Genomic DNA, 24,027 nt, shown 5'->3' on the forward strand with positions numbered 1-24,027 from the left:
ATTCTTCTCTCAAGGTAGCCACCGGGGTCGAAATCCGGTTAAGGGGAGTTGTTCTGGTCTAATTTCAACAGTCGCAGCATCAGCGATGGGCAACAAAGGCATTAACCACAGACTACTAGTAGCAATAACATCTCCATCGTCAGTTTTCAAAGTGTTTGTAGGTAATGATGCTGGGGGGTTTGTCTGTGGTACTACTTGATCAAATAACAAGCCCAAACCGTCAGCAGATAAACTCATTTGCACATTCCGTTGATCGGGAGGCAGTACTAGCAGTGGTTTCTGTTGCCCGGTTTTCAGATCAATTGCCACCACATAAGGCTGTTCGATGTATTGTTCTTTGGATACTAGCTGTGTCAGCAAGCAGTAGAGGGTGGGTGAGGCAATATCAAATTGGCAGCTGACAATTGAGCCTGTTGTTTTTAATAGTTGTTTCTGCACACCTTGGTTTGTCACTAAAAACAAATCTCGTGTGTAATCTGTATTAAACTTTACCATTACTGCTTGAGAGCCATCTTTAGAGAAAGCCTGTACCAAACCAAACTGCGGCAGAAAATCTAGGGGTTTCCTGGCATCACCTTGCAGTGGTAGGATAGCTGCTCCCTGTCCTTGGGCAACTGCTACGGCTTGACTATCTGGTGTGATCATAAAGTCTCCCCCAGGTTGGCTTTCCAGACGTTTAACGATGGGCTTTTCTGCTGAACCGTTACTGGTTGCAGGCATAAACCATAGCCCAAAGTCACCGGGATTAGTTTTATTGCCGCGTTGAATCACAATAGTTTGCCCATCAGGTGATAAGTCAAATTTCAGGTTTTGATAATCTTTACTATCTAAAACTAAGTCAACTTTGCCTGCTGGTTCTACTTCTTGTCCAGATTTACCAGGAACACCTGTTGTCACTGTGTACAGTTGAGCTGAAAGTAAGTCTTGGTTCTTAGCCGCACGAGCCGAAAATAAAATTTTTCCCCCATCAGGAAAGGACTCAAAGTCCATTACTATCAGGTCTTGAGGGGTAAGTAGCCTTTTTTGCTCTTGGGTTAAGTTGTAAAGAACTAATCGTCCCTGTTCTTCTTTATCGGTTCCTATATAAAGGATGACGCGATCGCGTGTACGAAAGCTACCAACAAAGGGCTGTATCACCCGATTTTTGCCTTCCTGCTGGGCAAATTTATCTTTGGCTCCCTGTAACTGCACTTTATAATTTGTGCCATAAGGTGCTGGTGTTACCAGTGTATAAACCATCCGCCGCCCAGCCCAACTGAACTTACCTGCTAGGGGTGGCTCGATTTTCAAGTTATCCTCTACGCTTTTTACTTCCATTGGGCGGCTGAAGGTGAGGGTGAAAGAATTATCTTCTGCCCCAATTTGCTGATTTTGCCAGGTAAAGTCCCGGACACGAGCAGTCACCACATCACCTTGCAATATAATTAACCCAATCAGCGCACTTAGCAGTAGCATTAGTGCGATCGCTATCCGATCTAGTGGTTGAATAAATGCTTTAGATTTTGTCATTTGTCATTTGTCATTGGTCATTAGTCATTGGTCATCAACAAATGACTAATAACTATAAGGATTTTGGGGTTGAGGAATCTTTTTGAGAGAGGTAGCGGCAATGGTAAGTTGGCGTTTACCTGCCAAATTTTCTGTTACCATTTGTCCTTCTACTTCCAACCAGGTATCAGGGGAATAAGTTTCTTGATTGTTTGGGAGTTTGACGGGTAATCCTACAGGGTAAGCATCTGCTGCACAGCAAGTTAAGACAAATCGCGCTAAGAACAAATATTCTTTTCCGATATCTGGCGGGTGGATAACAAATCCCTCCACCTTGACTTTTTGCCCTGTATATGTATCTGGTTCTGGATAGACATTGACAGTGCGTACCCAGTCTACAAGCGATCGCTCCTCTGGAAGAACAGTAGCTCGAAAGGCTTGGGGTTTGATGCGTGTGGTTCCCAATAAATCAGCCGTCACACCCCTTTGGAGTGCTTTGTCACTAGCAAAAACTTGCGGTGTAATGATAAAACCTAGAATTGCTGTAGTTAATAACAAAGTACTGCCCCAACCAGGGGGAAATAAACTAATATGCTGGTTATTTGACGTAACATCACGGCGACGCCTTTGCCAAAGTTCCTGCATTTTAAATAAACCCATAATGATGAAGCTGATACCAGTCACGACCACCAACCAAATGTAATTTGGGTGAATTAACAAGTTCAGCTTGTTGGTTAGCCAATATCTCAACATCAAAATTCCCCAAGCTGTAATTGCTACAGCATCCAGCCAAGGGAATAACAGATTAGGAATTTTAGATTTGGAATTTCTGTTAGCCATTAATTATTAGTCGTTGGTCGTTAGTCATTGATCATTAGTCATTAACAAAGGACAAATGACAAATCACTAATATTTTTTTTAAAAGACGTGCAAATTCAGAAACAGGGTGAATATAAATGTCAATTGTGCTGCTAAAGTAAATAAGTAAAAAATCGTTTTGGGCTTAAAAATAGATAACATCAAACCAACACTTTTGATGTCAATCATTGGACCAAACACCAGAAATGCCAACAACGAACCACTGCTAAAGGTTGAGGCAAAAGATAGTGCAAAGAAAGAATCGACTGTAGAACAAATTGACACCACTACTGCTAATATCAGCATGACCACAATTGAAGTAATGGGCCCAGCACCCAAACTGAGAATTAATTCACGGGGAGCTAGCACTTGAATAGCAGCAGCGATCGCACTTCCTAAAATCATCACTCCGCCTAATTCTCGCAATTCTTGGATGCTATTATCCACAACTAGGCGCAGTTTAGCTGCAAGCGGTTTATCGGAGGTAGAGATTAAAGTAGGCGGTACCAAATTCGCATCTATCCGCATAGGTATACTTGCTTTTCCTCCTAAAATATAAGTCCCGGATTGTAACAGATTCGGAACTGTTGCTTCCTGTTCTACTTGGTAACGTTTACTACGGCGTTTAGTTTCAGGCTGCGCGGGCGGATTAAACTTCATATACCGAGCGATCGCAGGTTGGATTATAGGATTTAAGTCCTTTTGAAAACTGAAAACAAACCCGATAATTGTGGCAATTGCAAGAGAAAATACGACTCGTAATACTACTATTTCTGGCTGATCTCGAAATGCTGTCCAAGTTGACCAAATTACAACTGGGTTAATTGTTGGTGCTGCTAGCAAAAAACCAATTGCGACTGGTGTGGGTACTCCCTGAATTAGGAACCGCCGGGCTACCGGTACATTCCCGCACTCACACACCGGAAATAAAAAGCCGATCATGCTGCCAACTAAAGCACCCAGCAACGGATTTTTGGGCATTTTTTCTACTAATTTGCGCTCATCAACAAAAAACAGCAGCAAACTGGAGAATAAAACCCCAAGAAGCAAAAAAGGCATCGCCTCGACTAGCAGACTTAGAAATATAGTAAAACCATTGTTCAGTTGATTCATGGGCGTCGCAGTCAAAAGCGGTTTTTAGTTTTAGGGTTCTGCCTAGTCATTCTATCGAAATGGGGATCAAAAGCAGTTCGGGAAAATTAAACATTATTTAAGTAGCAAGTTATCCTACGTTTTAAGTAGCGTTTAAGCGCTATAAACCTTTGCTTCAGCCAAGATAGTGATATTTACCTGAGTGCATTTACTGACGATGACCATTTCTAAGATTGTCTAAGTTCAGAAATTGTTCCGATCTAGATGGCAAGTAGCTGCATAGATGATTTGAAGTTATCTATGTTTATACTTACAGTAATTTGCTGGAGAAGATATTAGCTCGGCTGTATTTTCATCAAGGATTTACACTTATTCAACAATTGGGGTAGGCGTAGCCCGCACTTCTCTACGTTCGCGCAGCGTGTCGCAGACAGACGCTGCGCGTAGCTTGCTTCCACAAAGTGGTACGACAAGCTCAGTGACCATCGTAGACATCGCTCTTGGTTGCTACCATCATTGAATTTCGCTAGTTCTGGCAAAATATAGTCTAAGCTCTGGTTGATTTTTTACTATAAAAACTCTAAAAATGCAATATTAAAGTTTAGCAAACACAATAAATGATTGGGGAAATCTTTCGGCGTTAGCGATCGCCAGAATTTCTACATGACGTGAAAAGCGAGCGATAGCGAGTCAAAGAAGACGAAAAGGGGCACGGAGCAGGGGGGAAACCCTATAAATTTAGGGGCTTCCCTCAACATTGGCTCGACCTGCGAAGTTTTGCTCAAATGGAGTTTGTTGTTGTGACGACGTTCAACAAGTGCCGTATATTCGTCACGAGGTCGCAACTTGATCTTTCGAAGAGCAGTTTTAGCAGAAGTACAATTAATCCTTACTGCTTTAGCAGCACAATAACCGCACAATTATAGGTTGTCTTTTTATGCAGTTAGAAACACAAAAATTCTATTACACACCTGAAGAGTATTTAGAAATTGAAGAAAAAGCAGAATATAAAAGCGAATACCGTAATGGAGAAATTGTACCGATGACGGGTGGCACTACAAATCATAATAAAATTGCTTTGAATTTAGCTGCATCCTTAAAAATTGCTTTAAGGCGCAAAACTTATGATGTTTATATTGGTGATGTGCGTTTGTGGATACCCCGTTATCGGCAGCATACGTATCCTGATGTGATGGTGATTGAGGGACAGCCTATTTATACGGGAACCAGCACAACAACGGTTATGAACCCAATGTTAATTGCTGAAGTTTTATCTAAATCGACTAAAAATTATGACCAAGGCGATAAGTTTCTTTATTATCGCTCTATTTCAGAATTCAAGGAATATATTTTAATTGATCAATATCAATATCATATAATGCAGTATGTAAAAACTGCGGAAAGTCAATGGTTATTTACTGAACTTGAACATGAATCTGCAATTTTATCATTGCAAACAGTTGATTTTCAAATTGAATTGCGCGACCTTTATGAGCAAGTCAATTTTGCAGAAAATAATGATGATTAAGAAAAAAACCTCCCATTCACCCCAGATGCTGGCTCATACAATAAAATTAACTTGGAATTATTTAACGATTAGCTACCAAAGTTCTTCACTAAATTTGTGTTTCTTCCTCGGTAAAGATAGGAGGCCACAATTCAGTAATGGGCAATTCCCAACCGGGAAAAAGTTCTGGTATAGTTAAAATCTCGCCATTTTGTAAAACTGTAGGTTCGCCTGTAGAGCGATAAATTGTAACTGTCTCTTCATCAGGATCAATCAAAATGCCGACGATCGCTCCTAGTTCTATAAATTTCAGAATTTTGGCTGCTATAAGTTTAATTTTATCGCTCTGAGATTTAATTTCTACCACCAAGTCAGGGACAAGTTCTCCAAAGTAACGAGGACTTTGGAGAAGTCGGGAAGCGCGGACAAAGGAAACATCGGGTGCTTTGAGGTTTGTATCTGGCATGATGAAACCGCCAGCAGAATCAAATACTCTTCCCCAGCGACGAGGATTTATCCAAGCAAAGAGAAAGGCGATGAGACGACTACTAATTTCGCTGGATACAATATCTGACGGGCCCATTATTGAAATTTTCCCATTTTCGAGTTCCAGCTGGTAATCTAAACCTGCTTCGGTAAAAGCGGTTTGAACTTGCTCTAAATCTCTGACTGTCATCATTGACATAAAAAGTTTTTTCCACTAGGATTTGCAACTCGATTTTAACAAGAGCCAAATTTTTGAAGATTTGGCACGGTGTGCGAATTTCTCTCAAACCTAAGCCTCAAAGCGTTCCCTAGCAGCAAATCAGAGCAAGAATAAAAGCCTCTCTCCCTGTGTGGGAGAGCTTTGGAGCATAAAGCCAATCGCACTCTATTTTCCCAAATAAGCTTCTAGAACTTTGGGATTAGTTTGAATTTCTGCGGGTGTACCGTCAGCCAAATTTTGTCCTTCAGCAAGTACCCAAACACGATCGCATAAGGACATAATCACATCCATATTGTGTTCAATAATCAAAAAAGTCATCCCATCTTGACGGTTCCAATTGATAATGCGATCGCAAATATCATCAATCAATTTTGGATTCACCCCAGCAGCTGGCTCATCTAACAAAATTAACTTGGGATTAGTCATTAACGCCCGTCCCATTTCCAGCAGCTTGCGTTGTCCACCAGACAAGCAACCAGCGTAATCGTGTGCTTTTTTTGCCAAGCCTACGGATTCTAATAGGAACATTGCCCGCTCTTGCAGTTGCTTTTCTTCTTTAGCTACGATGTGCGGTTGCAACTGCACTTGCCAAAAGTTCTCACCCGTTTGTTTTTGCGCCGCCAGCAGCATATTTTCTAGCACCGACAACCGCGAGAGAGTCCGCGCAACTTGAAAAGTGCGGATTACTCCCTGCTGGGCAATTTGATATGGTTGCAAATTATGAATCGGTTCACCGTCAAAAATCACTCGTCCCTTATCTGGACGGATGAAGTTTGAGAGTAAGTTAAATAAAGTAGTTTTACCAGCACCATTAGGGCCAATCAAACCCGTAATGCTGCCTTTAGCAACTTCGATTTTCGCCTCATTAACTGCTTTGATACCACCAAAGCTTTTAGAAAGTCCAGTAGCTACCAGAAGGGGAAGTGGCGATGACTGGTTATTTACCAAGAGTAAGTTCCTCCTTTTTCCCTAGAATACCTTGAGGTCGCCAAATCATCAGTACCATCAAAATTAGTCCGATTACCATGATCCGAAATGCACCCAAACGGGCTTCATCAAGAGGGACGATTTTGGGTAAGACTTCCCGTGTCAGCGCATCGTAACCAAAGAAAATTACCGCACCTAAGATTGTGCCAATATTATTTCCAGAACCACCTATAATCACCATAATCCAAGTGTCAAAGGTGATCTGTGGTTGGAAATTATCAGGGTAAATGGCGCTAAGTTGCCAAGCAAAGAAAGCACCAGCGATACCTGCGATCGCACCCCCTAACATGAGAGATTGTAATTTATACCAAAAAACATTTTTTCCCAGTGCCTTGGGAATTTCTTCATCTTCTCTGATGGCTTTGAGAATTCTACCCCAAGGCGATCGCACCAAAATTTCTAAGCGCCAGTATACAAATGCTAAAACTAACAGCAACACCAGCATTAAACCTGCTTTTGGGTTGTAATTATACAATCCTATTACCCCAGAAATATAAATTGCTGCTGCCAAAACCGCTAAAACAATTGCCACACCTAAACGTGATACAAATTCTTGTTTGCTAGTTGCCCTTTTGCCTAAATCAGTAGTCCGAGATATTTGGGTGGTGCGAATCCATCGCCACAATGTAAAAAAAGTTACAGCAGCCAACAGTGTCAAAAGCCCAATCATGAGTAATCTGACAAACAAATTCGGTTCTGTGGATAGGGGTATAGGATAACTTTGCACACCAAACGCCCCAGAAGTCCAGGTGTCACCCACAGGTAATTCCTGGTTATTTACCACCAAACGAATTAATTCACCCGTACCAATAGTGACAATTCCTAGATAATCTTCCCGTAAGCGTAGAGTTACAAAACCAATTATCAAACCCAATAAAGCGGCGACAATTGCCCCAGCTAGTGCCGAGATTGGTAGGGGTACGCCCTTTAAGCTTAACAGTACGGTTGTATATGCTCCAAGGGTCATGAAAGCAATATGACCAAAGTTAATTAACCCCGTAAAGCCCCACTGTAAATTGAGTCCTAATGCGAATAGAGCAAAAAGTGCTGTAGAAATTGCTAAGAAAATGAGATAGTCAACCATGTTTTGGAATGGGGAGTGGGGAGTGGGGAATGGGGAGTGGGGAAGGAGGAATGGGGAATCGTTATTTTCGCTTGTGCCCCTACTCCCTACTCCCTACTCCCCACTCCCACTCACTAAGCGAATAAATTTTAGCGTAGCTTGAGCGTAGCTAATTTTATGGGAATACTATTTATTGTTGGTGTTTGCTGGTAGGGAATAGTTGACGTATGAATTTGCTGCGACTGAGAATGCATCACTTAATCGAGCAATTAGCCGATGAGGATTTGCAAAACATTTGGGATGTTCTCGAAGCTTTACATTGTGACTCTTATATGCTTAACGCGATACAACAAGTCAAGCGCTCGCAGCAACCGTGGGATATCTTAACCCATGAAGAAGCGGTAAGACTGTTGATGTTTTTCTGATTCAGCAGCGCTTTCAACTCAGCACTCTTTTGGTGGCCCCCCTCAAGTTTTGGTTAAGGTAACGCCTAGTGACTCTGGAAATGCGCTATGCAAGGTCTTTTTTGCTAGACCTGAAGAATTTAGAACCTGCCGCCTACGAGCGGGTGCATGATTTTGTGTTTATTGAGTTATCCCAAAAGTGGCAGTTGAGTGATTTAAAAGAACTGCGACAGCTTGATAGTGAAGGCATTTTTCACCGCTTTACCCTCGATAATTATCTTATTGGCATAGAAATCAGGGGTGAAATTGTGAAATTTCTGCGTGTCATCCCTATGCCAGATGTTTAAAGCGAAGATTCAAGAGAACACTTAAAACTGTAAACTGTATAAGGCTAGGCAGGGATCGCTATAACCTTACATTAAACTGGTTTTGAAAAACACTTTATTTGAGATTTCCCTATGGATGCTAGGGCACTTTGGCAACGATACCAAAACTGGTTATATTTCCACGAGGGATTGGGACTGTACTTAGACATAAGTCGAATGCGGTTCGATGATGCCTTTGTGGATTCGTTGCAGCCGAAGTTTGACAAGGCGTTTGCGGATATGGCTCAATTGGAGAAGGGTGCGATCGCAAATCCTGACGAGAATCGCATGGTTGGACACTACTGGCTGCGAAATCCTGATTTAGCGCCAACTCCAGAACTTACACAAGAAATTGTCCAAACCCTAGAGCAAATCGAAGCCTTTGCGGAAAAAGTCCAAACAGGTGCTATTCATCCTCCCAGAGCAAGCCGCTTCACGGATATTATCTCCATTGGCATTGGTGGTTCCGCCCTCGGGCCCCAATTCGTCGCGGAAGCTCTCGCTCCTGATTTCCCGCCCCTGAAAATTCACTTTATCGATAATAACGATCCGGCGGGTATCGATCGCGTCATCAATCATCTACGAAATAGCCTCGCCAGCACTTTGGTTTTGGTGATCTCCAAATCTGGGGGAACGCCGGAACCTCGCAACGGCATGATTGAAGTTAAAAAAGCCTACGCCGGACACAATTTGGAATTTGCTCAATATGCGGTAGCAATTACCAGCGTTGACAGCAACCTCGATAAACTAGCCAAAGACGAAGGTTGGCTGGCTAGATTTCCCATGTATGACTGGGTAGGAGGACGCACCTCAGAAATGTCTGCTGTGGGGCTAGTACCAGCCGCATTGCAGGGCATTGATGTTCGTGCCATGCTAGATGGCGCAAAAGAAATGGATGACGCTACCCGCGTCTGTGATGTGAAAAATAACCCAGCAGCCTTGCTTGCTTTGTCTTGGTACTTTGCAGGTAACGGAAAGGGCGAAAAAGATATGGTTGTCTTACCTTACAAGGACAGCTTATTTTTATTCAGTCGTTATTTGCAACAGCTAGTGATGGAATCCTTGGGCAAGGAAAAAGACTTAGATGGTAATGTTGTCCATCAAGGAATTGCCGTTTATGGCAACAAAGGCTCAACAGATCAACACGCTTACGTCCAGCAGTTGCGTGAGGGTGTAGCGAATTTCTTTGCTACCTTTATCGAAGTGTTGGAAGATCGTCACGGCCCATCCACTGAAATAGATCCAGGAGTTACATCAGGCGATTATCTTTCTGGTTTTCTTCAAGGAACCCGACAAGCGCTTTATGAAAATCACCGCGATTCGATTACAGTCACGATTCCCCAAGTTAACCCCCGAACTGTAGGGGCATTAATTGCTTTGTATGAGCGTGCTGTTGGTTTATACGCTAGCTTAGTCAACGTCAACGCCTACCATCAACCAGGGGTAGAAGCTGGCAAAAAAGCAGCCGCCTCTATTCTCGATTTGCAAACACGAGTGATAGGAGTGCTGCAAAAAGAAAAAGCTCCTATTTCTCTTGAGAAACTTGCAGAGAAAGCAGGCGCATCAGAGCAAGTTGAGGCAATTTACAAGATTTTGCGTCATATCCATGCCAATCAGCGAGGTGTGGTTTTGCAAGGTGATCTTCAGAAACCCGGCAGTTTAACCGTTTCTGCTAGCTGATAGCTCTAGTCTAAACATCACATTTTGTTCATTAATTGTTGTATCAGCAACAATTTTTTATTGTGAAGCATCCTAGATAGAAGATATATCTTCAGTCTAGGATGCTTCACTTTATAATTCGTAATTCGTAATTCGTAATTCGTAATTGACAGGACAGAGGAACTAATTGCTTAGGTAAGAAAAGAGATATATTGTATTATTTTTAGCTGATAGGTAAATCGCCAAGAAAGTAAAAGCGATCGCCTTTATCTTTCTGTAAAATAAAGTTAAGACAGCATTAACAAATAGGGCTAATTACTATGGCTGAATCAACTGCAAAACAACCTGCACGTCGAGGCAGAATCTTTCCAGAACGTACTTTGCCACCAGAAGAACTTGCTAGACGCAAAGCTGAAGATGAGGTATTTTATCGCCGTTGTCGGCAAATTTTTGAGCGTGTACGTCCAGATTTGATTAAAGAACACTACGGTTGGTATATTGCTGTAGAGCCAAATAGTGGTGATTACTTGATTGATACAGATAGAATGCAAGCTCATAAAAAAGCGCTTGAAAAATACCCAAATACTGACCACTGTGTTTTTTGTTTTAATGAAACAGGAACCACTGGCACAATATGATTCAGGGTAAATTTGGGGAAAAGGGTCAACTATTTTTTGAAATTGATTTAATAACTGATGATGGATTAAATTTGCCTGTAGATGCCATGTTAGATACTGGTTTCACAGGTTTTTTGGCTATTAACAAACAAGATTTAGATAGTCTAGACTGGTTTTATATTGGTAAGGAAACTTTGCGAACTGCACAGGGTGAAACCTTGTTTAAAATATATTTAGGCAAGTTGATATTAAACGAACAAGAGTTTGAAATCCCTGTTTATGCAGGGGATGAAATTACAGAATTTTTGTTAGGTTCAGAATGGCTAAAAATTCTGCCGTTGGTGGTGAATTATCAGGCTGGTATATTAACTTTGGGATAACTGCGATCGCAGTTATTTTTAAATGGACAGCAGATACACAGATAAAGCATAGGTAAAAAAATAAATTTATTTCACTATCTTTAGTTAACAAGTAGATTGCGGATAAATTAAAAGCGATGCCTACGGCTGGCTACGCCTACGCTATTAAATCAATCTAACTTTAAATATTGTTAAAATAAGCTTAAACCTGTCAATAAACTAGAATATAAATCATGAATATCCAAATTAAACCTGAACTAGAGCAAATTATCCAAGCGCAAATTGCTACAGGTAGATATGCGAATCCTGAAGAAGTGATTAGTAAAGCATTGAAGTTGCTATCAGAGTGGGAAAAAGGTTATCAGCAGTGGGTAGAAGAAACACGCGAAAAAGTTGAAGTTGCTATTGAGCAACTGGATAGAGGGGAAGGTATTGATGGAGAAGTTGTAGTTGAACAATTGCGAGATAAACTGCGTAAAGCTAAAGAATCTACGCGCTTCAGTTATTTTTAAACAAACCGTAGAGGCGCAGAGGGCGCAGAGGGAAGAAAAGAGATATATTTTACTATCTTTAATTAGTAGGTAAATCACGGAGAAAGTAAAAGCGATCGCTATTCCAATCACTACCTTTTATTCGTCCTAAATAGCCTGTTAATGGTGAAGAAAGTTCAATCAAAATTTCGTAAATTTCTTTATTTTTCAAAGACTCAGGTGGACTGCCATAAATGTATGCTATATGAAGGGCATCCACTCCAACATTTACATCACCTGTTTTTTCTAGATGATTTTTGACAAGCTGGATAATGTGCGATCGCAACCTTATTGATTGTTCAACTTTATCTATATAAGTATTAATTTTATCTTCAGCTAAACCAAAAGGAGCTTGTTGCAAATATTCTTTTAGTTCTAATAAGTTGATAGAATTTTTGTAGTGTGCTTGCAGTTCAACGAGTTTTTGCAGTGTTTCAGGGCTAATAACATTCATTTGATTTTCGGTAGCTGTTCTTAAGGCGTAAAAATTTAGTTCTCCGGCGGCTACAATTAATTTAATAGAATTGTCATATTGAAATTTACCAAGATGGTTCATACCTATTTTTAGTAACTGTGCAGGCGTACCATCAGTAACTTTCTCAGTTTTAGTTGCTTTGCACTCTCCTACTATTGGATAAGGTTGTTCAGTGTAAAAATCCATACCTCCTGCGCCACCAGTTGCATCTGGATTCAAACCTGAACCTGTAAAGCCTAATTTTAGTAACCCTCTACGTACTAATTTTTCAAATGTATGTCCGTCGCTAGAGTTCCCAACTTCAGCAATTTTATGAATCCAAGGTAAGTCTAAATCTAATGAATTGGTTAGTTTGTCACTACTCCAACCCAAAAATACTTTGATATCGTCGTCTAATTGTTTCGCTGCTGGTTGGCTAACGGTTAGGGATGCGATCGCACTCTGCAATTCTTCCAATTCCAGGTGTAGCGGGGGTTCTAGCTTTTCTAATTGGTGTTTGCGTTGGGCGAAGGTGCGATCGTTTAATACTGGTAAATCAATAGATACCTTTAACGGATCAGGTAAACTTATAAACTGGCTTTGTGAATTCACAGGTATTTCAATTGGCTGAGACAATAAATAGACACGCAAATAAGCAAGAAAGATATGCTTCCTTTGCAGCAGAATCTCTTGTAATCCTTTTGTTGTCCAAATATTTAATTGTGACAAAGCTTTTAACGATTCTGAGTTATTTAAGATTTGGCACAGTTCACACTTACCCCAAGATTGAATGCAGACTGTTTCAGAACTTATTTGAGTAATAGCTTTCTGTGTAACCGTCAAGAAATTTGATTTGTAGTATTGTTCATTAGGTAACACATTGGTTGAGTTTTCAGACGGACAGAGAGCAAAGGAACGCCCTGGATGAATAAATGTCCGGGGTAGAGCTATGATTATTCGACCCTGTAGCAAACCTTCAACATCAGGAGAAGGTAGACATAAGGCAGTATTGAGCAAAATTAGATTACTCATAAACCAAGTTTAACAATTAAATTATCAAGCATAGCGTCTAGCTCTTTCGTTACATTTAGATTTTGTATAGGCTGAGTTTCAACAACACATTCTTCGTTTATTAAACCACTAGGTATTTGACCAGATGGGTCACTTAAAATTTCACGTATTAAGTAGTTTTCAACTGCAATTTTGTGTTGAACTATAAACTGAGAAATTTCCTCTTCACTAACTTCATAATCTTTGCAAGCTTGCTGAACAAATAAAATTGCTAAAAGAGGCTTAATATCCTCAATACTAAGCTTTACAAATTCTCCTCCTAAATTTTTAGAAAGTAGTTCATCTAAATATTCTTTTCCTTTAGTATTAGGTTTCACATCTTTAGCACGAACCAAGCAGCCACGAGTCATATCAAATTTTTTATAATCTATTAATCTTCTCAAGGCAGCACTCACAAATTTATTGCTAGATTCTTGTACAACTGCTACTACTATTTTGATAACTCTTTCATCTTCCTTACCAATAATTCTAAAGTTGAGGTAGCCTTTTTCTACATTTTTGACTATAACTTCTTCAACTTCATCGATTTTTACTTTCTCTACAGTTTTGCCTTTCAGAGTTAATAAACAAAAACGTATAGCATCAGCTATGATATTACTGTCTTCAAAGTAATTTTCTATTGTATTATCAAGTGCTGCAAGTTCTTTATTAAAAGCTTTTTCAATTTTATGTAGTGGTTCTACTTGCACCAGTGGGACACCAGGCAAATTCCAATTATTTGCACACCACTGTAAAACCTTTCTAACTATTGGTTTTTCTTTACCAAGCGCTCGTAAATTGTTTTCATCGAAAGGATATAAAGGATGAGGTGGAGTTAAATTCTTTGTATCATAAAACTCCTTCAACCAGTGCAAAACAAGAGTTACTACATCATCACTATTAAGATGCCTTAAATCAAATTTCTTTTCACCAATTCTATCAATAACTGAATCTGCTTGTGGTACAACTTTAACTTGTTGCGTCCAAGTTTCATCGAACATAGCTAGAATTAATACTCCACGTTTAATTCTGCTATATATATCTTTTGCAAACAGAGCGATAACCTGTGCTCTTGTAAAACCCTGCTCATTACAATTGAGGCTTTCTAACTCATCAAAACAGATGACTATTGTCCTGTAATCACCAATTAAGTCTAAAATTTGGCATACTGTTTGGAATGCTTCAGCTTCTTTATCGTCTTGATTAGTATTTGGTAATCCCATAGAGTCTGCTTGTGACTGCGCTAAGTCTCTGCCAGCAAGCCAATTAGTTGCAAATGAAACTTTATCTAAAGAAAGCGTCCATAGGATAGCCTGAATCAAATAAGGATTTTCAATATTTGACTTAAGTTTCAGTACTTTAGCAGTCAAGGCATCAACTATTTTGGGATGTTGAGCTAAAACCCCAGGAAATCGCTTCATTAACTCTTGAGGAGTGTAGCTTGACTTATATACCTCATTGACTAAAGTAGTTGCGATCTCTTGCCATTGCATTACACCTTGATTACCAGTTTGTTTTAGACTAAATGACAATGTGTTTAGAAATTTAGAATGTATTTTGTTTAAGTCACCATAATCGACTTCGCTCATATAGACAAAAAAACTATCACCTTCATCCTGAATATGGTGACGAATCCGACTCATTAAGTGACTTTTACCCAGCCCTTTCTCAGCTTTAATAGTTATACCAATAACTGAACGTTTTCCTGTGCTGATTTGCTCTATTGCCTGATAAACAGCATCTGATGCATGAGCATTTATGGAAGGAACATCAGGAAAAGTTTGGTTCCAGATATCATAGTTTCTAACTACTAATGATCTATCAAATGGGTTATGAATTGTAATAGCTTTGTTGATGTCTGAGTATGAAGAGAAAGAATTAGTCATGATTGTGTATTTACTGAAAATAATGGCTAAGAAATCAAAGCGTAAAAAAATGAGTAACTTAGTTTAAAAATTGAGGCGTTTAGCATAACAGCGTAATCCACTGACTTTAGTAGTAATGGAATCTTCAATCTTGTCGGGGGCGCTATCTTCTATACTTCCACCCTGAAGTTGCAAAATGTCATTCTCCTGAACTTCTAGCAGCCATGTGTTAAAGTCTTCACGACTAACCCGATCGCCTATTTCTCTCCTGATACGATAAATTGGGACAAGATTATCTAGGTTGTAGTTTTGGTTAAGCTTGTCGTAGACTTCCAACGCCACCGACTTAAACTCGTCGTAAGATGCGATTCCTTTGGAAAGCTCCGCTAACGCACTCTTCCCATTAACTGGAACATCTGCACCAGTTACCCCAACATCAATCTGACTTATCCACTTCACCAACGCATTCGCCACCCAAGCGCTAACAGTTGTCTCTTCAAACTTAAAATCGCCACTTCTCAAACCCTCACCCAACACCTCTAAACCCTTGGGAGATATCAGAGAATATCCCTTTTTGGAAATTGCGATCGCACCCTGATTCTGTAATTCTTCAAGTGAACCCTGATAATCTGCTACCTTCTGGGTTTTGGATACAATTCGCTTAGTGAGTTGGCCCTTCTTAACTTCCTGCTGCGTTCCTCCCAAATCCCACAAAGCTAAAAGGAGGCGAGTGCTAGTTAGGGCTGTATTTTTTGATGTCATATTGAATATACTTTTTGGCAAAGATCATCATAGTAACTGTATTTTTCTAAATTATTTATCCCGAAAAAATAACCGAGAAATTGCTGAATATTTCGGCGTTTGGGCTAAATTGATTAATAAAAAATCAACAATATATTTCCTTCGGATGAATCAGTTTCTCTCGAAGGCAGGATGGAATATTTGAAAAAATCGATCATCATAACAGTGAAACGCTGTAGCTGTGCAATTGTAAATTGAGTGGTATATGTTCTTTCAATTCCAGGTGAAATAACAGGAATTCCAACTTTGTATTTGCAACAGCAAGGCTTTTAGTAAATACAGGTGATGACGAAATCCGATGAACATAGTATATAAAGAACGTAAAATAGTTTCGCGTCTATTAGCAGTTCTGCTTTCCGCATTGCTAACCGTACCCTTGTTGAGTAGCTGCGGAGGAGGTTCCAAAACTGCTACGCCACCACCGGTTGATGATACTGTTGTTGGTAGAACAGTGAGCGATCGCCAAACCGAAGCTAAGAAAGGAATGGGTACAGGGCAAAAAGTGGCACTTTTGGCAGGTGCGGCGGCACTTTACTACATGTACAACCAACATAAGAATGCTCCAAAAGAAGGAGCGCAAGGTAAGTACTATCTTTCCAAGAACGGGCGTGTATACTACCGCGATGCTGAAAATCGCGCTCACTGGGTAACTCCACCATCAGAAGGAATTCGAGTACCAGAATCTCAAGCACAACAATATCGGCAATTCCAAGGCTATAACGGCAACACTTCAGGTCGCGATCTAACTGGCATAAGTTCATCCGCAGCTCCAGCCCTCTAGATAGTGAAGCGTGTGTAAATAAGAAAGCGGGTTTCCCGGAGGATAACGCTGATCGCGCACGTCGGAAACACAAACTTAAATCAGGAGACAGATTATGGTAGATGACTTTTTCCGAAAGGCGAAGGATCTCTTGTTGGGAGGGAACGGCGATCAATCTGAGGATGCTGAATACCGCGATCGCAATGTCCGCCCAGCGAGTGAAGACCCCTACGGCGACCCCGCAGATACATCCTCTTACGGCAACCTTACTCCAGCCAGCCAAGACCCATACGGCGACCCCGCAGACATAGCGTCTTACGGTAATGTTCGCCCAGCCAGTGAAGACCCCTACGGCGACCCCGCAGACCAAGGGGAATTTGGTAACGTCCGTCCAGCCAGCGAAGATCCCTACGGCGATCCCGCAGATGACGATTACCGCCGTTAACGCGAAACTTAACCCCCTTAAAAAAGGGGTAACTGAGTCAAAATCCCCCTTTTTTTAAGGGGGATTTAATTTAGGAGGATTTACTCAGCCAAAATTTCTTTCGATCGCTCAATACTTTTACGCACAGATTGGGCTGAAGTATGCAAACCCTCTCTTTCGCGATCGCTGAGATTTAATTCCAAAATACTTTCAATTCCACCGCATCCCAACCGACACGGAACACCAATCACAACATCTTCTAAACCGTATTCACCTTGCAGATACGCCGCTACAGGCAATAACCGCGACTGATTTAGCAAAATCGATTCTACCATCACGCTAGTAGCCGATGCCGGAGCAAAAAAAGCACCACCCGTCTGCATCAATTCCACAATTTCTGCGCCACCGTTGCGAGTTCTTTCTACCAAGCGTTCAATTGTGGCTACATCCAGCAATTCCGTGATGGGAACGCCGTTAACGGTAGCATAACGAGACAACGGAACCATTAAATCGCCGTGGCTACCCAAAACCATTGCTTTGACATCAGCAGGCAAAACCCCCAATTCTAGGGCAATAAAGGTTTCAAAACGGGCGGAATCTAACACGCCAGCCATACCCATAATGCGATCGCGTGGTAAACCAGTTGCTTGCAAAGTTAAATAAGTCATCACATCCAACGGATTGGTGACGACAATAAAAATAGCATTGGGAGAATGAGCGATCGCATTTTTTGCCGCTTGCACCACAATCTTGGAATTAGTTTTCAGCAAATCATCCCGACTCATCCCTGGTTTGCGGGGAAGTCCTGCGGTAATCACCACAATTTGAGAACCAGATGTATCAGCATAATTATTCGTGCCGATAATTTGGCGATTGTGTATTTCAATTCCCCTGGCTTCCATCAAATCCAGCGCCAAACCTTGAGGCATTCCCGCAATAATATCTAGTAAAACTACATCAGCCAGGTTTTTCTCCGCAACGCGTTGGGCTAAAGTACTGCCAACCCTACCCGCACCCACGATGGTGACACGAGGTAAACTACACACAATTGGGGAGTTAGGCGAAGAAAACATAATTATTAAACTGCAATTTTATCAACAATAATTCGGGAGTTAGCAGTCAGAATTGATGCTGACTCGTACATTAGACCTCTTGCACAAGCCCCTAACACGCACCCCCAACCTCTCCTCGCTTGCGGGGAGGGGAGACAAAGCATAGCTTTGGCGGGGTGGGGTTCTTATTTTTGATTTATGCAAGAAGTCTATTCTGACTTCCGAACTCTTTCTTAGTTATTTAAACTCTTCAAGCTGATCCACACGCAACCAAACATTTGGCGTTGGCACTTTCCCGAACTTAATCAGGGCGTAATCACCTTTGATATCTACAATTTCGCCCTTACTGTCAAACAAATAGGGAGGAAAACGAGTATCACTGGCTTTTGCTTCCAGACTATTTTCCAGTTTCTCGCGGATAGCGCGAACCATATCTCCTTTTTTGACTGCCATGAATTCCCCTCTCAAATTTCTAGATTAGACTTATCCGCATTTTAAAAGACTTCCGAGATAAAAACTCTTAACTCTTGTACAGATGCGATTAATCGCGTCTCTCCTAACTCCTAACTCCCCGTAGCGTTTGGCACTGTGGGCAAAAGTGACTAGATCGCCCAGCTAACCTAATCCGCATAATTGGAGTGTCACAAACTCGACAGGGTTCTCCAGCGCGGTTATAAACCCAGGCAACACCACCATAATTGCCATTGACACCCTTAACACTTAAGAAATTACTAAAAGTCGTACCGCCAGCCTCAATGCTGGTTTCTAAAACTTGAATTATCGCTGTTCGCAAACGCTCAATTTGCTTTAGCTGCAAATCTATACATAAGGTTTCAGGTAAAATTCCACTCTTAAACAGGCCTTCATCAGCATAAATGTTACCTAATCCCGCCACTACCGATTGATCGAGTAGTGCAGTTTTAATTGGACGGCGGCGGTTTTGGAGTTTGGTTGCTAAGTACTCGACAGTGAATTCTGGTGAAAATGGATCTGCTGCCAGTGTTGCCAAACCAGTCATAATACTTTCTACAGCAACACCAGGCGGAACCCACCACATTTTCCCGAAGGTACGCTGATCAACAAAGCGTAATTCCTGCTGTTCCCCAAAGAATAATCTAACCCGCGTGTGCTTATGTAATGGTTCATCTCGGTGCAGCCATAATAGCTGACCGGTCATTCGCAGATGAACCCCTAGCCGACCTGTGGAAGAAGGGGAAGAGAGTTCAGCGAGGAGATATTTACCGCGACGATGCCAAGTAGCAATGGCATTCTTTTTAATTCCATCAACAAACTCACCAACAGAAAACGGGTAGGCGATGGTGCGATCGAGCAACACATCTCCACCCGTAATTTCTTGGTTAAGGGTCAATTGATTTAGGCCCCTTCGGACTGTTTCAACTTCAGGCAGTTCAGGCATTCAAACTGATTAAGCAGGCAATTTTGATGTACTTGGGCGTTGAATAAAGAAGAGATGGAGTAGTAACTTACACAGCCTTATATGGCTCGTATTACTACCCAAGAGAAACCGTAAATACCCGCAGGGCAGCTTCTCATAGATTAGGGTAGGCTTGGGTGAAATATGAATGAACTGAAATTTTCAGACTTCATACTTCAGACTTAAGACTACCCTTCATCATCGCATCAAACAAGCCCCTTGTAGCTTTGCTGCTATTTTTTAGGTGCTTTAGCCTTTGGTGCTTCAACCTCGACTAATTCATCCTGAGCAAAGTTGTTGGTATTGATACCAGCGTAATTGACCTTTTCAAAGCGGACAATTACAGGGTATTTGATGCCGCTTTGGTCAATGGAAGCCACAGTTCCTAGATCCTGAAACCAGTAGGATTCAGGGCGGAGAATACGTACTTTAGAACCACGTTGAACCATGATTATTTTCCCTTTTAGTTATCAATCGCCAATCTAGAGGGCTAATTGATTTCACTCTACAACCTGAAGGTAGCAGTAAGAGTCTTTGTTAAGTTATTTGTCTGAATTGGGAGTAGGGAGTAGGGAGTGGGGAGTGGGAATTGGGAATTGGGAATTGAATATTAATTATTCTTTCTCCCTCACTTCCCTTATGTTCACCACTCCCTACTCCCCAAAAAACGGTATTAGAAAATACTTGACAAGGCACACGTTATAGCGTACCTTCGTTCGCAAGCGGTTATTTTGTAGAAGCTTATGTTTTAGTTAAGACAAACACACTTCCCTCGTTACCTCTGCTAATCCGCAGATCGTTATCTATATAGGTGATATCTAACCAGCCTTGCTGATTATCACTCTTGATTGCAAAATCAATTGCGGGAAATTTTCTACCTGCTTCAATTTGTTGAATAAAAGTTACCGGAGAATTGTATTCTATTAAACGTTGTAAGCCGATAATAGACCGCTCAAATTTCACTTGGACACGCCGACCTGAAACTGGCTCAAATTTAGCAGCAACGCTAACTAATCCTTCCAAATAAGGTAGGCCATAAATCTCAGCTATGTTATAAACACTGGCAGTATCAACCCGGATACACTGATAGATTTGACCCAGTTTGCACAAAGGTAAACCATCTAAGTTTAAAAGGGCCTTGCTGGTGGTGTATAGTAATCGCCAATCGCCATTTAGCAAATTACTAGCTTCAACCGGACGGGGTGTAGGATTAAAATCTTCTAAATTGGCGATCGCTGCTAAGATAACCTGTTTCTGTGCTTGAGTCGCCAGTAGACCGCGATTTGTCCCAGCGATCGCATCCATTAGAGCCGCTTTTTTGATCATCGCCTGTCACCTCAAAAATCAGTCCTTACCATCAGCATAAACAAGATATTCATAACCTATGTATAGAACCATAAAAATTACTAAATAAAGGCTTTGCGTAAGCAATACGCCTATTAAATAAAAAATTTCTATCTGAATGCGGATTTATCAAATAAAGGGTTGAAAAGATAACTAAATAAATCCGTGCCAAGTGATAGACTCTAAATGTCAACTTACGTATACATTTTCTTGTCCTCCTCGATATGTTGAACTCTCCATTACGTGAAGTACCTCGTAATCAGCGAGCCGATGTTATCCCCTTAAAGGAAGAGTCCTCTTTATTGGACTGGTTGCAAACTTACGGTCGGATCATCGCGCGTGACGTTCACGAACCGGATTTTCAAGATGACGAAGTAGAAATAGACTCCCTAATGGGTGTAGAAGATGGGATTGGCTACGACCTTGATGACGATATAGGAATCGCCGAGGATTAGCCTTTTCAGGCAAGTACCGCAAGGCGGAAGTCAAAAGTTAAAAGTCAAAAGTCAAAGAATCATATTCTGCGCTTTTGCACCATTTGAAATGGTATGTTTATTTCCGGCGTGCTGTGCTAAGGACTTGGTAGTATCTTTAGTTGCTGATATTGAATTTTATAAGTGTGGAGTGAAGGGAAACTTTTGTGGACGCTAAATTATCTCCTGAGCAAGGTTTAAATATTTCTGGAATAGCTCTAGCCTCTTTATTAACCGTAGGGCTAGCTACAACAGCATTTTTCTTGGATTCGATGGCCAATAGACTACCCTGGCAAAGTATGTCCTTAACCCTGCCACTACTATTGTGTGCGTTGGGTTCAGGTGTTGTGGGTTATTGGGTAATACCCCTACTTCAAGCGCTTAAAACTGGACAAATAATTCGTGAAGATGGTCCCCAAGCCCATCTAAAAAAGGCAGGCACACCAACGATGGGAGGTATATTTTTTATCCCCGTAGGTGTGATAATTGCCTGTATATTATCTAACTTTGCTAAAGAGGTACTTGCAGTTTCGGCATTGACAATTAGCTACGGATTGATTGGCTGGCTCGACGATTGGCAAATTCTGCGCCGTAAATCAAATAAAGGTATATCTCCCGCAACGAAACTGGCTTTGCAGGTGGGTTTTGCGGCAGTGTTTTGTCTATGGCTGATGTTTAATCAACCTTCTAATATTACAAATATTGCTTTGCCTTGGGTGAGCTTTACACTTCCCTTGGGGTTTCTATTTTGGCCACTAGCAGGTTTTGTGCTAGTTGCAGAAAGTAATGCGACTAATTTAACAGATGGCATTGATGGCTTGGCAGCAGGAACAGTAGCGATCGCGCTTTTGGCATTAGGTGCTCTAGTTGCACCTACAGCACCTGGGTTGATGGTTTTCTGTGCTGCATTAAGTGGTGGTTGCTTAGGTTTCTTAGCCCATAACCGTAACCCAGCCCGCGTTTTCATGGGAGATACCGGTTCTTTAGCACTGGGCGGCGCTTTAGCGGCTGTAGCGCTATTGACAAATACCCTAGTAGCTCTATTCATTCTCAGTGGTATCTTCTTTGTAGAAACTCTTTCAGTGATGGCACAGGTAAGTTATTACAAAGCCACCAAAGGCCCTGATGGCAAAGGCAAGCGCCTCTTCAAAATGGCACCCTTACACCATCATTTAGAACTCACTGGCTGGTCAGAATTACAGGTGGTTGGAGTATTTTATGTCATCGCTGCTATTTTGGCTGCCATCTGTTTGGCAATCGCTCCATTCTGAATCATGTTTTGAGAAAATAATCGAATACAAAATGACAACTCCCACATTTCCAGGGAGTTGTTTTTTTAGACAAGAAATTTATAAGTTTCAGATTACTATTCTGGAAAGTCTGACGCTTGATGCCAACTGAAGAAATGCTCATTTCATCGCTTGGCGTTTTTTAAATTATTAATTATGAATTAATTGTACCTATTTACATACTCTATAACTCGATTCTTCCCTATTCGCTTTGCCTCAAGCATCGCTTGATTTGCCCGATTCAGAAAATCTTTAACTGTAATCCCTGGTTCTGATACAGCTATTCCAAAAGAAGCGGTAATGCCTTCGAGAATGCGATCGCCGTCCTTCACTTGCATTTGTTCAACATCCATTCTGAGTTGTTCTACTCGCTTCCTGAGGTTTTCCAGTGTCATATTAGGCATCACAATTACAAATTCTTCACCACCCCATCTGCAAGCAATGTCAAAGGAGCGAATAGATGTTAACAGCAGTTTTGCTAATCCCTGGAGAACAATGTTGGCAGTCAAATGCCCATAGCGCGAGTTGTAAGATTTAAAGTTATCGATATCAAGGAAAATAATACTAAGAGGTTGCCCCGACCGTTCAGCCTCTGCTAGCCTCTGTTCCGTTATGGTTTGCATATAGTTGTGATTGAATAGTTGGGTCATCCCATCCCGCAAGTTATCATAGGTTAGACGTTTTTTTATAGATAGATTATTTAGTGCAATGGCTAAGGTTCTAGCAATAATCTCAGTAATTTGTTGCTCTTCTGGACTGACTTCTTCAAGCGCATAGATGTGTAAAATTCCAATTACTTCACCTTTTCCAAACAATGGAACACATAAATGTGTGCCGCTAACAGGCTCTATTAAGTGATTGCACATTAGTCCAGAATTATGAGGCAATAAAAGGTTTGATTTTCCTCTCCGCAATGCCCAACAATCACATGCTGAAAATATTTCTTTACTGGTTCTTTCATCTCCCCAAAAACTATTCATCTGAACATAATTTTTAGAATTAGCAATTATAAATATACAACCACTCATCTTAGGAAATAGCTTAGAACAGCTTGAAGCGACCACTTGATACACCTCATCTTCAGATTCGCAGCAATAAAGCATATCCGCCATATCTGAGAGATATATAAGTTCCTGTTTTTTTCCCTCTAATTTCAGTGTTTTTTCTTCTAGCTGCCGATTTAGCTCAGTGAGCGATCGCTGTGCTTCAATAGATTCTGTAATATCGATACTAATACCACCGATGCGGCAAGCGCCCGTTGCGCCATCGCTAAAGGGAAACTTAAACGATAGCCAGTAGCACGGCTGATCGTTACCAGGTATTTTTACCTCTTCAATCAGCTTTAAGGGGCGTAGAGTCTTCAAAACGACTTGATCGTTTTCCATAACCCGCCGTCCCTCTTCTGGATCTGGAAAAAATTCACTATCGGCTTTCCCCAACCATTC

Annotated in this window: 26 protein-coding genes; 11 read left to right on the plus strand and 15 right to left on the minus strand. The window is 41.2% G+C overall.

Annotated elements, in window-relative coordinates; genetic code table 11:
- Positions 1-9: 9 nt before the first annotated feature.
- The 3 genes from VE944_RS27630 to VE944_RS27640 all read right to left on the minus strand — a co-directional run bounded on the left by VE944_RS27630 (position 10) and on the right by VE944_RS27640 (position 3,459).
- A complete protein-coding gene (locus tag VE944_RS27630) occupies positions 10-1,509 on the minus strand; it encodes an Ig-like domain-containing protein (protein ID WP_324984849.1) in 1,500 nt (499 codons plus the stop codon).
- Between the two features lie 45 nt (positions 1,510-1,554).
- The gene (locus VE944_RS27635) at positions 1,555-2,328 is read right to left on the minus strand and encodes a TIGR03943 family putative permease subunit (protein WP_324984852.1); all 774 of its coding nucleotides are present in this window, start codon (positions 2,326-2,328) and stop codon (positions 1,555-1,557) included.
- Positions 2,329-2,406: 78 nt separating this feature from the next.
- A complete protein-coding gene (locus VE944_RS27640) occupies positions 2,407-3,459 on the minus strand; it encodes a permease (protein ID WP_324984926.1) in 1,053 nt (350 codons plus the stop codon).
- A gap of 916 nt (positions 3,460-4,375) precedes the next feature.
- Here VE944_RS27640 and VE944_RS27645 point away from each other — a divergent pair.
- The gene (locus VE944_RS27645; protein WP_324984855.1) at positions 4,376-4,966 is read left to right on the plus strand and encodes a Uma2 family endonuclease; all 591 of its coding nucleotides are present in this window, start codon (positions 4,376-4,378) and stop codon (positions 4,964-4,966) included.
- 88 nt (positions 4,967-5,054) lie between these two features.
- Here VE944_RS27645 and VE944_RS27650 read toward each other — a convergent pair whose 3' ends face one another.
- The 3 genes from VE944_RS27650 to VE944_RS27660 all read right to left on the minus strand — a co-directional run bounded on the left by VE944_RS27650 (position 5,055) and on the right by VE944_RS27660 (position 7,722).
- Positions 5,055-5,630: a Uma2 family endonuclease gene (locus VE944_RS27650; protein ID WP_324984858.1), complete on the minus strand. Its 576-nt coding sequence runs from the start codon at positions 5,628-5,630 to the stop codon at positions 5,055-5,057.
- Positions 5,631-5,816: 186 nt separating this feature from the next.
- Positions 5,817-6,599, minus strand: a complete 783-nt coding sequence (locus tag VE944_RS27655) for an ABC transporter ATP-binding protein (RefSeq protein ID WP_324984861.1) — start codon at positions 6,597-6,599, stop codon at positions 5,817-5,819.
- Positions 6,589-7,722, minus strand: a complete 1,134-nt coding sequence (locus tag VE944_RS27660) for a branched-chain amino acid ABC transporter permease (RefSeq protein ID WP_324984864.1) — start codon at positions 7,720-7,722, stop codon at positions 6,589-6,591. The genes VE944_RS27655 and VE944_RS27660 overlap by 11 nt, the downstream gene beginning before the upstream one ends.
- Before the next feature lie 206 nt (positions 7,723-7,928).
- Between VE944_RS27660 and VE944_RS27665 the strand changes: the two genes are divergently transcribed.
- The 6 genes from VE944_RS27665 to VE944_RS27690 all read left to right on the plus strand — a co-directional run bounded on the left by VE944_RS27665 (position 7,929) and on the right by VE944_RS27690 (position 11,617).
- Positions 7,929-8,126, plus strand: a complete 198-nt coding sequence (locus tag VE944_RS27665; RefSeq protein WP_324984868.1) for a hypothetical protein — start codon at positions 7,929-7,931, stop codon at positions 8,124-8,126.
- 68 nt (positions 8,127-8,194) lie between these two features.
- Complete coding sequence (locus tag VE944_RS27670) at positions 8,195-8,452, plus strand: cytotoxic translational repressor of toxin-antitoxin stability system (protein ID WP_324984871.1); 258 nt, start codon at positions 8,195-8,197, stop codon at positions 8,450-8,452.
- A 111-nt stretch (positions 8,453-8,563) separates the two neighbouring features.
- Positions 8,564-10,150: a glucose-6-phosphate isomerase gene (locus VE944_RS27675; RefSeq protein WP_324984873.1), complete on the plus strand. Its 1,587-nt coding sequence runs from the start codon at positions 8,564-8,566 to the stop codon at positions 10,148-10,150.
- A gap of 299 nt (positions 10,151-10,449) precedes the next feature.
- On the plus strand, positions 10,450-10,767 hold the full coding sequence (locus tag VE944_RS27680) for a hypothetical protein (RefSeq protein ID WP_324984876.1): 318 nt from the start codon (positions 10,450-10,452) through the stop codon (positions 10,765-10,767).
- Positions 10,764-11,126, plus strand: coding sequence for an aspartyl protease (locus VE944_RS27685; protein WP_324984879.1), 363 nt, complete (start codon positions 10,764-10,766; stop codon positions 11,124-11,126). The genes VE944_RS27680 and VE944_RS27685 overlap by 4 nt, the downstream gene beginning before the upstream one ends.
- A 212-nt stretch (positions 11,127-11,338) precedes the next feature.
- Positions 11,339-11,617: a ribbon-helix-helix domain-containing protein gene (locus tag VE944_RS27690; RefSeq protein WP_324984881.1), complete on the plus strand. Its 279-nt coding sequence runs from the start codon at positions 11,339-11,341 to the stop codon at positions 11,615-11,617.
- Positions 11,618-11,675: 58 nt separating this feature from the next.
- Here VE944_RS27690 and VE944_RS27695 read toward each other — a convergent pair whose 3' ends face one another.
- The 3 genes from VE944_RS27695 to VE944_RS27705 form a co-directional block, all read right to left on the minus strand.
- A complete protein-coding gene (locus VE944_RS27695) occupies positions 11,676-13,121 on the minus strand; it encodes a DUF1802 family protein (RefSeq protein ID WP_324984884.1) in 1,446 nt (481 codons plus the stop codon).
- Positions 13,118-15,025 carry a P-loop NTPase fold protein gene (locus VE944_RS27700; RefSeq protein ID WP_324984886.1) on the minus strand — a complete coding sequence of 636 codons (1,908 nt, stop codon included), beginning with the start codon at positions 15,023-15,025 and terminating at the stop codon, positions 13,118-13,120. The genes VE944_RS27695 and VE944_RS27700 overlap by 4 nt, the downstream gene beginning before the upstream one ends.
- 63 nt (positions 15,026-15,088) lie before the next feature.
- A complete protein-coding gene (locus tag VE944_RS27705) occupies positions 15,089-15,766 on the minus strand; it encodes a hypothetical protein (RefSeq protein ID WP_324984889.1) in 678 nt (225 codons plus the stop codon).
- 337 nt (positions 15,767-16,103) lie between these two features.
- On the opposite strand from VE944_RS27705, the gene VE944_RS27710 reads away from it, so the two are divergent.
- Together VE944_RS27710 and VE944_RS27715 are read left to right on the plus strand one after the other, a co-directional pair.
- On the plus strand, positions 16,104-16,586 hold the full coding sequence (locus VE944_RS27710) for a hypothetical protein (RefSeq protein WP_324984893.1): 483 nt from the start codon (positions 16,104-16,106) through the stop codon (positions 16,584-16,586).
- A gap of 94 nt (positions 16,587-16,680) precedes the next feature.
- Positions 16,681-17,010: a translation initiation factor gene (locus VE944_RS27715; RefSeq protein WP_324984895.1), complete on the plus strand. Its 330-nt coding sequence runs from the start codon at positions 16,681-16,683 to the stop codon at positions 17,008-17,010.
- A gap of 80 nt (positions 17,011-17,090) precedes the next feature.
- On the opposite strand, the gene mdh is transcribed toward VE944_RS27715, so the two are convergent.
- The 5 genes from mdh to VE944_RS27740 form a co-directional block, all read right to left on the minus strand.
- On the minus strand, positions 17,091-18,062 hold the full coding sequence (gene mdh / locus VE944_RS27720; RefSeq protein ID WP_324984898.1) for a malate dehydrogenase: 972 nt from the start codon (positions 18,060-18,062) through the stop codon (positions 17,091-17,093).
- 216 nt (positions 18,063-18,278) lie between these two features.
- On the minus strand, positions 18,279-18,494 hold the full coding sequence (ndhO, locus tag VE944_RS27725; RefSeq protein ID WP_012410284.1) for an NAD(P)H-quinone oxidoreductase subunit O: 216 nt from the start codon (positions 18,492-18,494) through the stop codon (positions 18,279-18,281).
- Positions 18,495-18,597: 103 nt separating this feature from the next.
- A complete protein-coding gene (locus VE944_RS27730; protein ID WP_324984902.1) occupies positions 18,598-19,458 on the minus strand; it encodes a DNA-formamidopyrimidine glycosylase in 861 nt (286 codons plus the stop codon).
- A 251-nt stretch (positions 19,459-19,709) separates the two neighbouring features.
- Entirely contained in the window at positions 19,710-19,925 is a 216-nt protein-coding gene (locus tag VE944_RS27735; protein WP_109011287.1) for a photosystem I reaction center subunit IV, read from the minus strand.
- 292 nt (positions 19,926-20,217) lie between these two features.
- Positions 20,218-20,802 carry a PAP/fibrillin family protein gene (locus VE944_RS27740; protein ID WP_324984905.1) on the minus strand — a complete coding sequence of 195 codons (585 nt, stop codon included), beginning with the start codon at positions 20,800-20,802 and terminating at the stop codon, positions 20,218-20,220.
- 242 nt (positions 20,803-21,044) lie between these two features.
- Between VE944_RS27740 and VE944_RS27745 the strand changes: the two genes are divergently transcribed.
- Together VE944_RS27745 and mraY are read left to right on the plus strand one after the other, a co-directional pair.
- Entirely contained in the window at positions 21,045-21,275 is a 231-nt protein-coding gene (locus tag VE944_RS27745; RefSeq protein WP_324984908.1) for a DUF3134 domain-containing protein, read from the plus strand.
- 185 nt (positions 21,276-21,460) lie between these two features.
- Complete coding sequence (gene mraY / locus VE944_RS27750) at positions 21,461-22,564, plus strand: phospho-N-acetylmuramoyl-pentapeptide-transferase (RefSeq protein ID WP_324984911.1); 1,104 nt, start codon at positions 21,461-21,463, stop codon at positions 22,562-22,564.
- Between the two features lie 179 nt (positions 22,565-22,743).
- Here mraY and VE944_RS27755 read toward each other — a convergent pair.
- Positions 22,744-24,027: diguanylate cyclase domain-containing protein (locus VE944_RS27755; protein ID WP_324984914.1), on the minus strand; the 1,284-nt coding region annotated here is incomplete at its 5' end.

It is taken from the genome of Nostoc sp., assembly GCF_035638895.1.
GTDB lineage: Bacteria > Cyanobacteriota > Cyanobacteriia > Cyanobacteriales > Nostocaceae > Nostoc.

Bases quoted from the DNA above. Each gene is read 5' to 3' on its own strand.
- VE944_RS27630 (WP_324984849.1), bottom strand. From the start codon at position 1,509: ATGACAAAATCTAAAGCATTTATTCAACCACTAGATCGGATAGCGATC.
- VE944_RS27635 (WP_324984852.1), bottom strand. From the start codon at position 2,328: ATGGCTAACAGAAATTCCAAATCTAAAATTCCTAATCTGTTATTCCCT.
- VE944_RS27640 (WP_324984926.1), bottom strand. From the start codon at position 3,459: ATGAATCAACTGAACAATGGTTTTACTATATTTCTAAGTCTGCTAGTC.
- VE944_RS27645 (WP_324984855.1), top strand. From the start codon at position 4,376: ATGCAGTTAGAAACACAAAAATTCTATTACACACCTGAAGAGTATTTA.
- VE944_RS27650 (WP_324984858.1), bottom strand. From the start codon at position 5,630: ATGTCAATGATGACAGTCAGAGATTTAGAGCAAGTTCAAACCGCTTTT.
- VE944_RS27660 (WP_324984864.1), bottom strand. From the start codon at position 7,722: ATGGTTGACTATCTCATTTTCTTAGCAATTTCTACAGCACTTTTTGCT.
- VE944_RS27665 (WP_324984868.1), top strand. From the start codon at position 7,929: ATGAATTTGCTGCGACTGAGAATGCATCACTTAATCGAGCAATTAGCC.
- VE944_RS27675 (WP_324984873.1), top strand. From the start codon at position 8,564: ATGGATGCTAGGGCACTTTGGCAACGATACCAAAACTGGTTATATTTC.
- VE944_RS27680 (WP_324984876.1), top strand. From the start codon at position 10,450: ATGGCTGAATCAACTGCAAAACAACCTGCACGTCGAGGCAGAATCTTT.
- VE944_RS27685 (WP_324984879.1), top strand. From the start codon at position 10,764: ATGATTCAGGGTAAATTTGGGGAAAAGGGTCAACTATTTTTTGAAATT.
- VE944_RS27690 (WP_324984881.1), top strand. From the start codon at position 11,339: ATGAATATCCAAATTAAACCTGAACTAGAGCAAATTATCCAAGCGCAA.
- VE944_RS27695 (WP_324984884.1), bottom strand. From the start codon at position 13,121: ATGAGTAATCTAATTTTGCTCAATACTGCCTTATGTCTACCTTCTCCT.
- VE944_RS27700 (WP_324984886.1), bottom strand. From the start codon at position 15,025: ATGACTAATTCTTTCTCTTCATACTCAGACATCAACAAAGCTATTACA.
- VE944_RS27705 (WP_324984889.1), bottom strand. From the start codon at position 15,766: ATGACATCAAAAAATACAGCCCTAACTAGCACTCGCCTCCTTTTAGCT.
- VE944_RS27710 (WP_324984893.1), top strand. From the start codon at position 16,104: ATGAACATAGTATATAAAGAACGTAAAATAGTTTCGCGTCTATTAGCA.
- VE944_RS27715 (WP_324984895.1), top strand. From the start codon at position 16,681: ATGGTAGATGACTTTTTCCGAAAGGCGAAGGATCTCTTGTTGGGAGGG.
- mdh (WP_324984898.1), bottom strand. From the start codon at position 18,062: ATGTTTTCTTCGCCTAACTCCCCAATTGTGTGTAGTTTACCTCGTGTC.
- ndhO (WP_012410284.1), bottom strand. From the start codon at position 18,494: ATGGCAGTCAAAAAAGGAGATATGGTTCGCGCTATCCGCGAGAAACTG.
- VE944_RS27730 (WP_324984902.1), bottom strand. From the start codon at position 19,458: ATGCCTGAACTGCCTGAAGTTGAAACAGTCCGAAGGGGCCTAAATCAA.
- VE944_RS27735 (WP_109011287.1), bottom strand. From the start codon at position 19,925: ATGGTTCAACGTGGTTCTAAAGTACGTATTCTCCGCCCTGAATCCTAC.
- VE944_RS27740 (WP_324984905.1), bottom strand. From the start codon at position 20,802: ATGATCAAAAAAGCGGCTCTAATGGATGCGATCGCTGGGACAAATCGC.
- VE944_RS27745 (WP_324984908.1), top strand. From the start codon at position 21,045: ATGTTGAACTCTCCATTACGTGAAGTACCTCGTAATCAGCGAGCCGAT.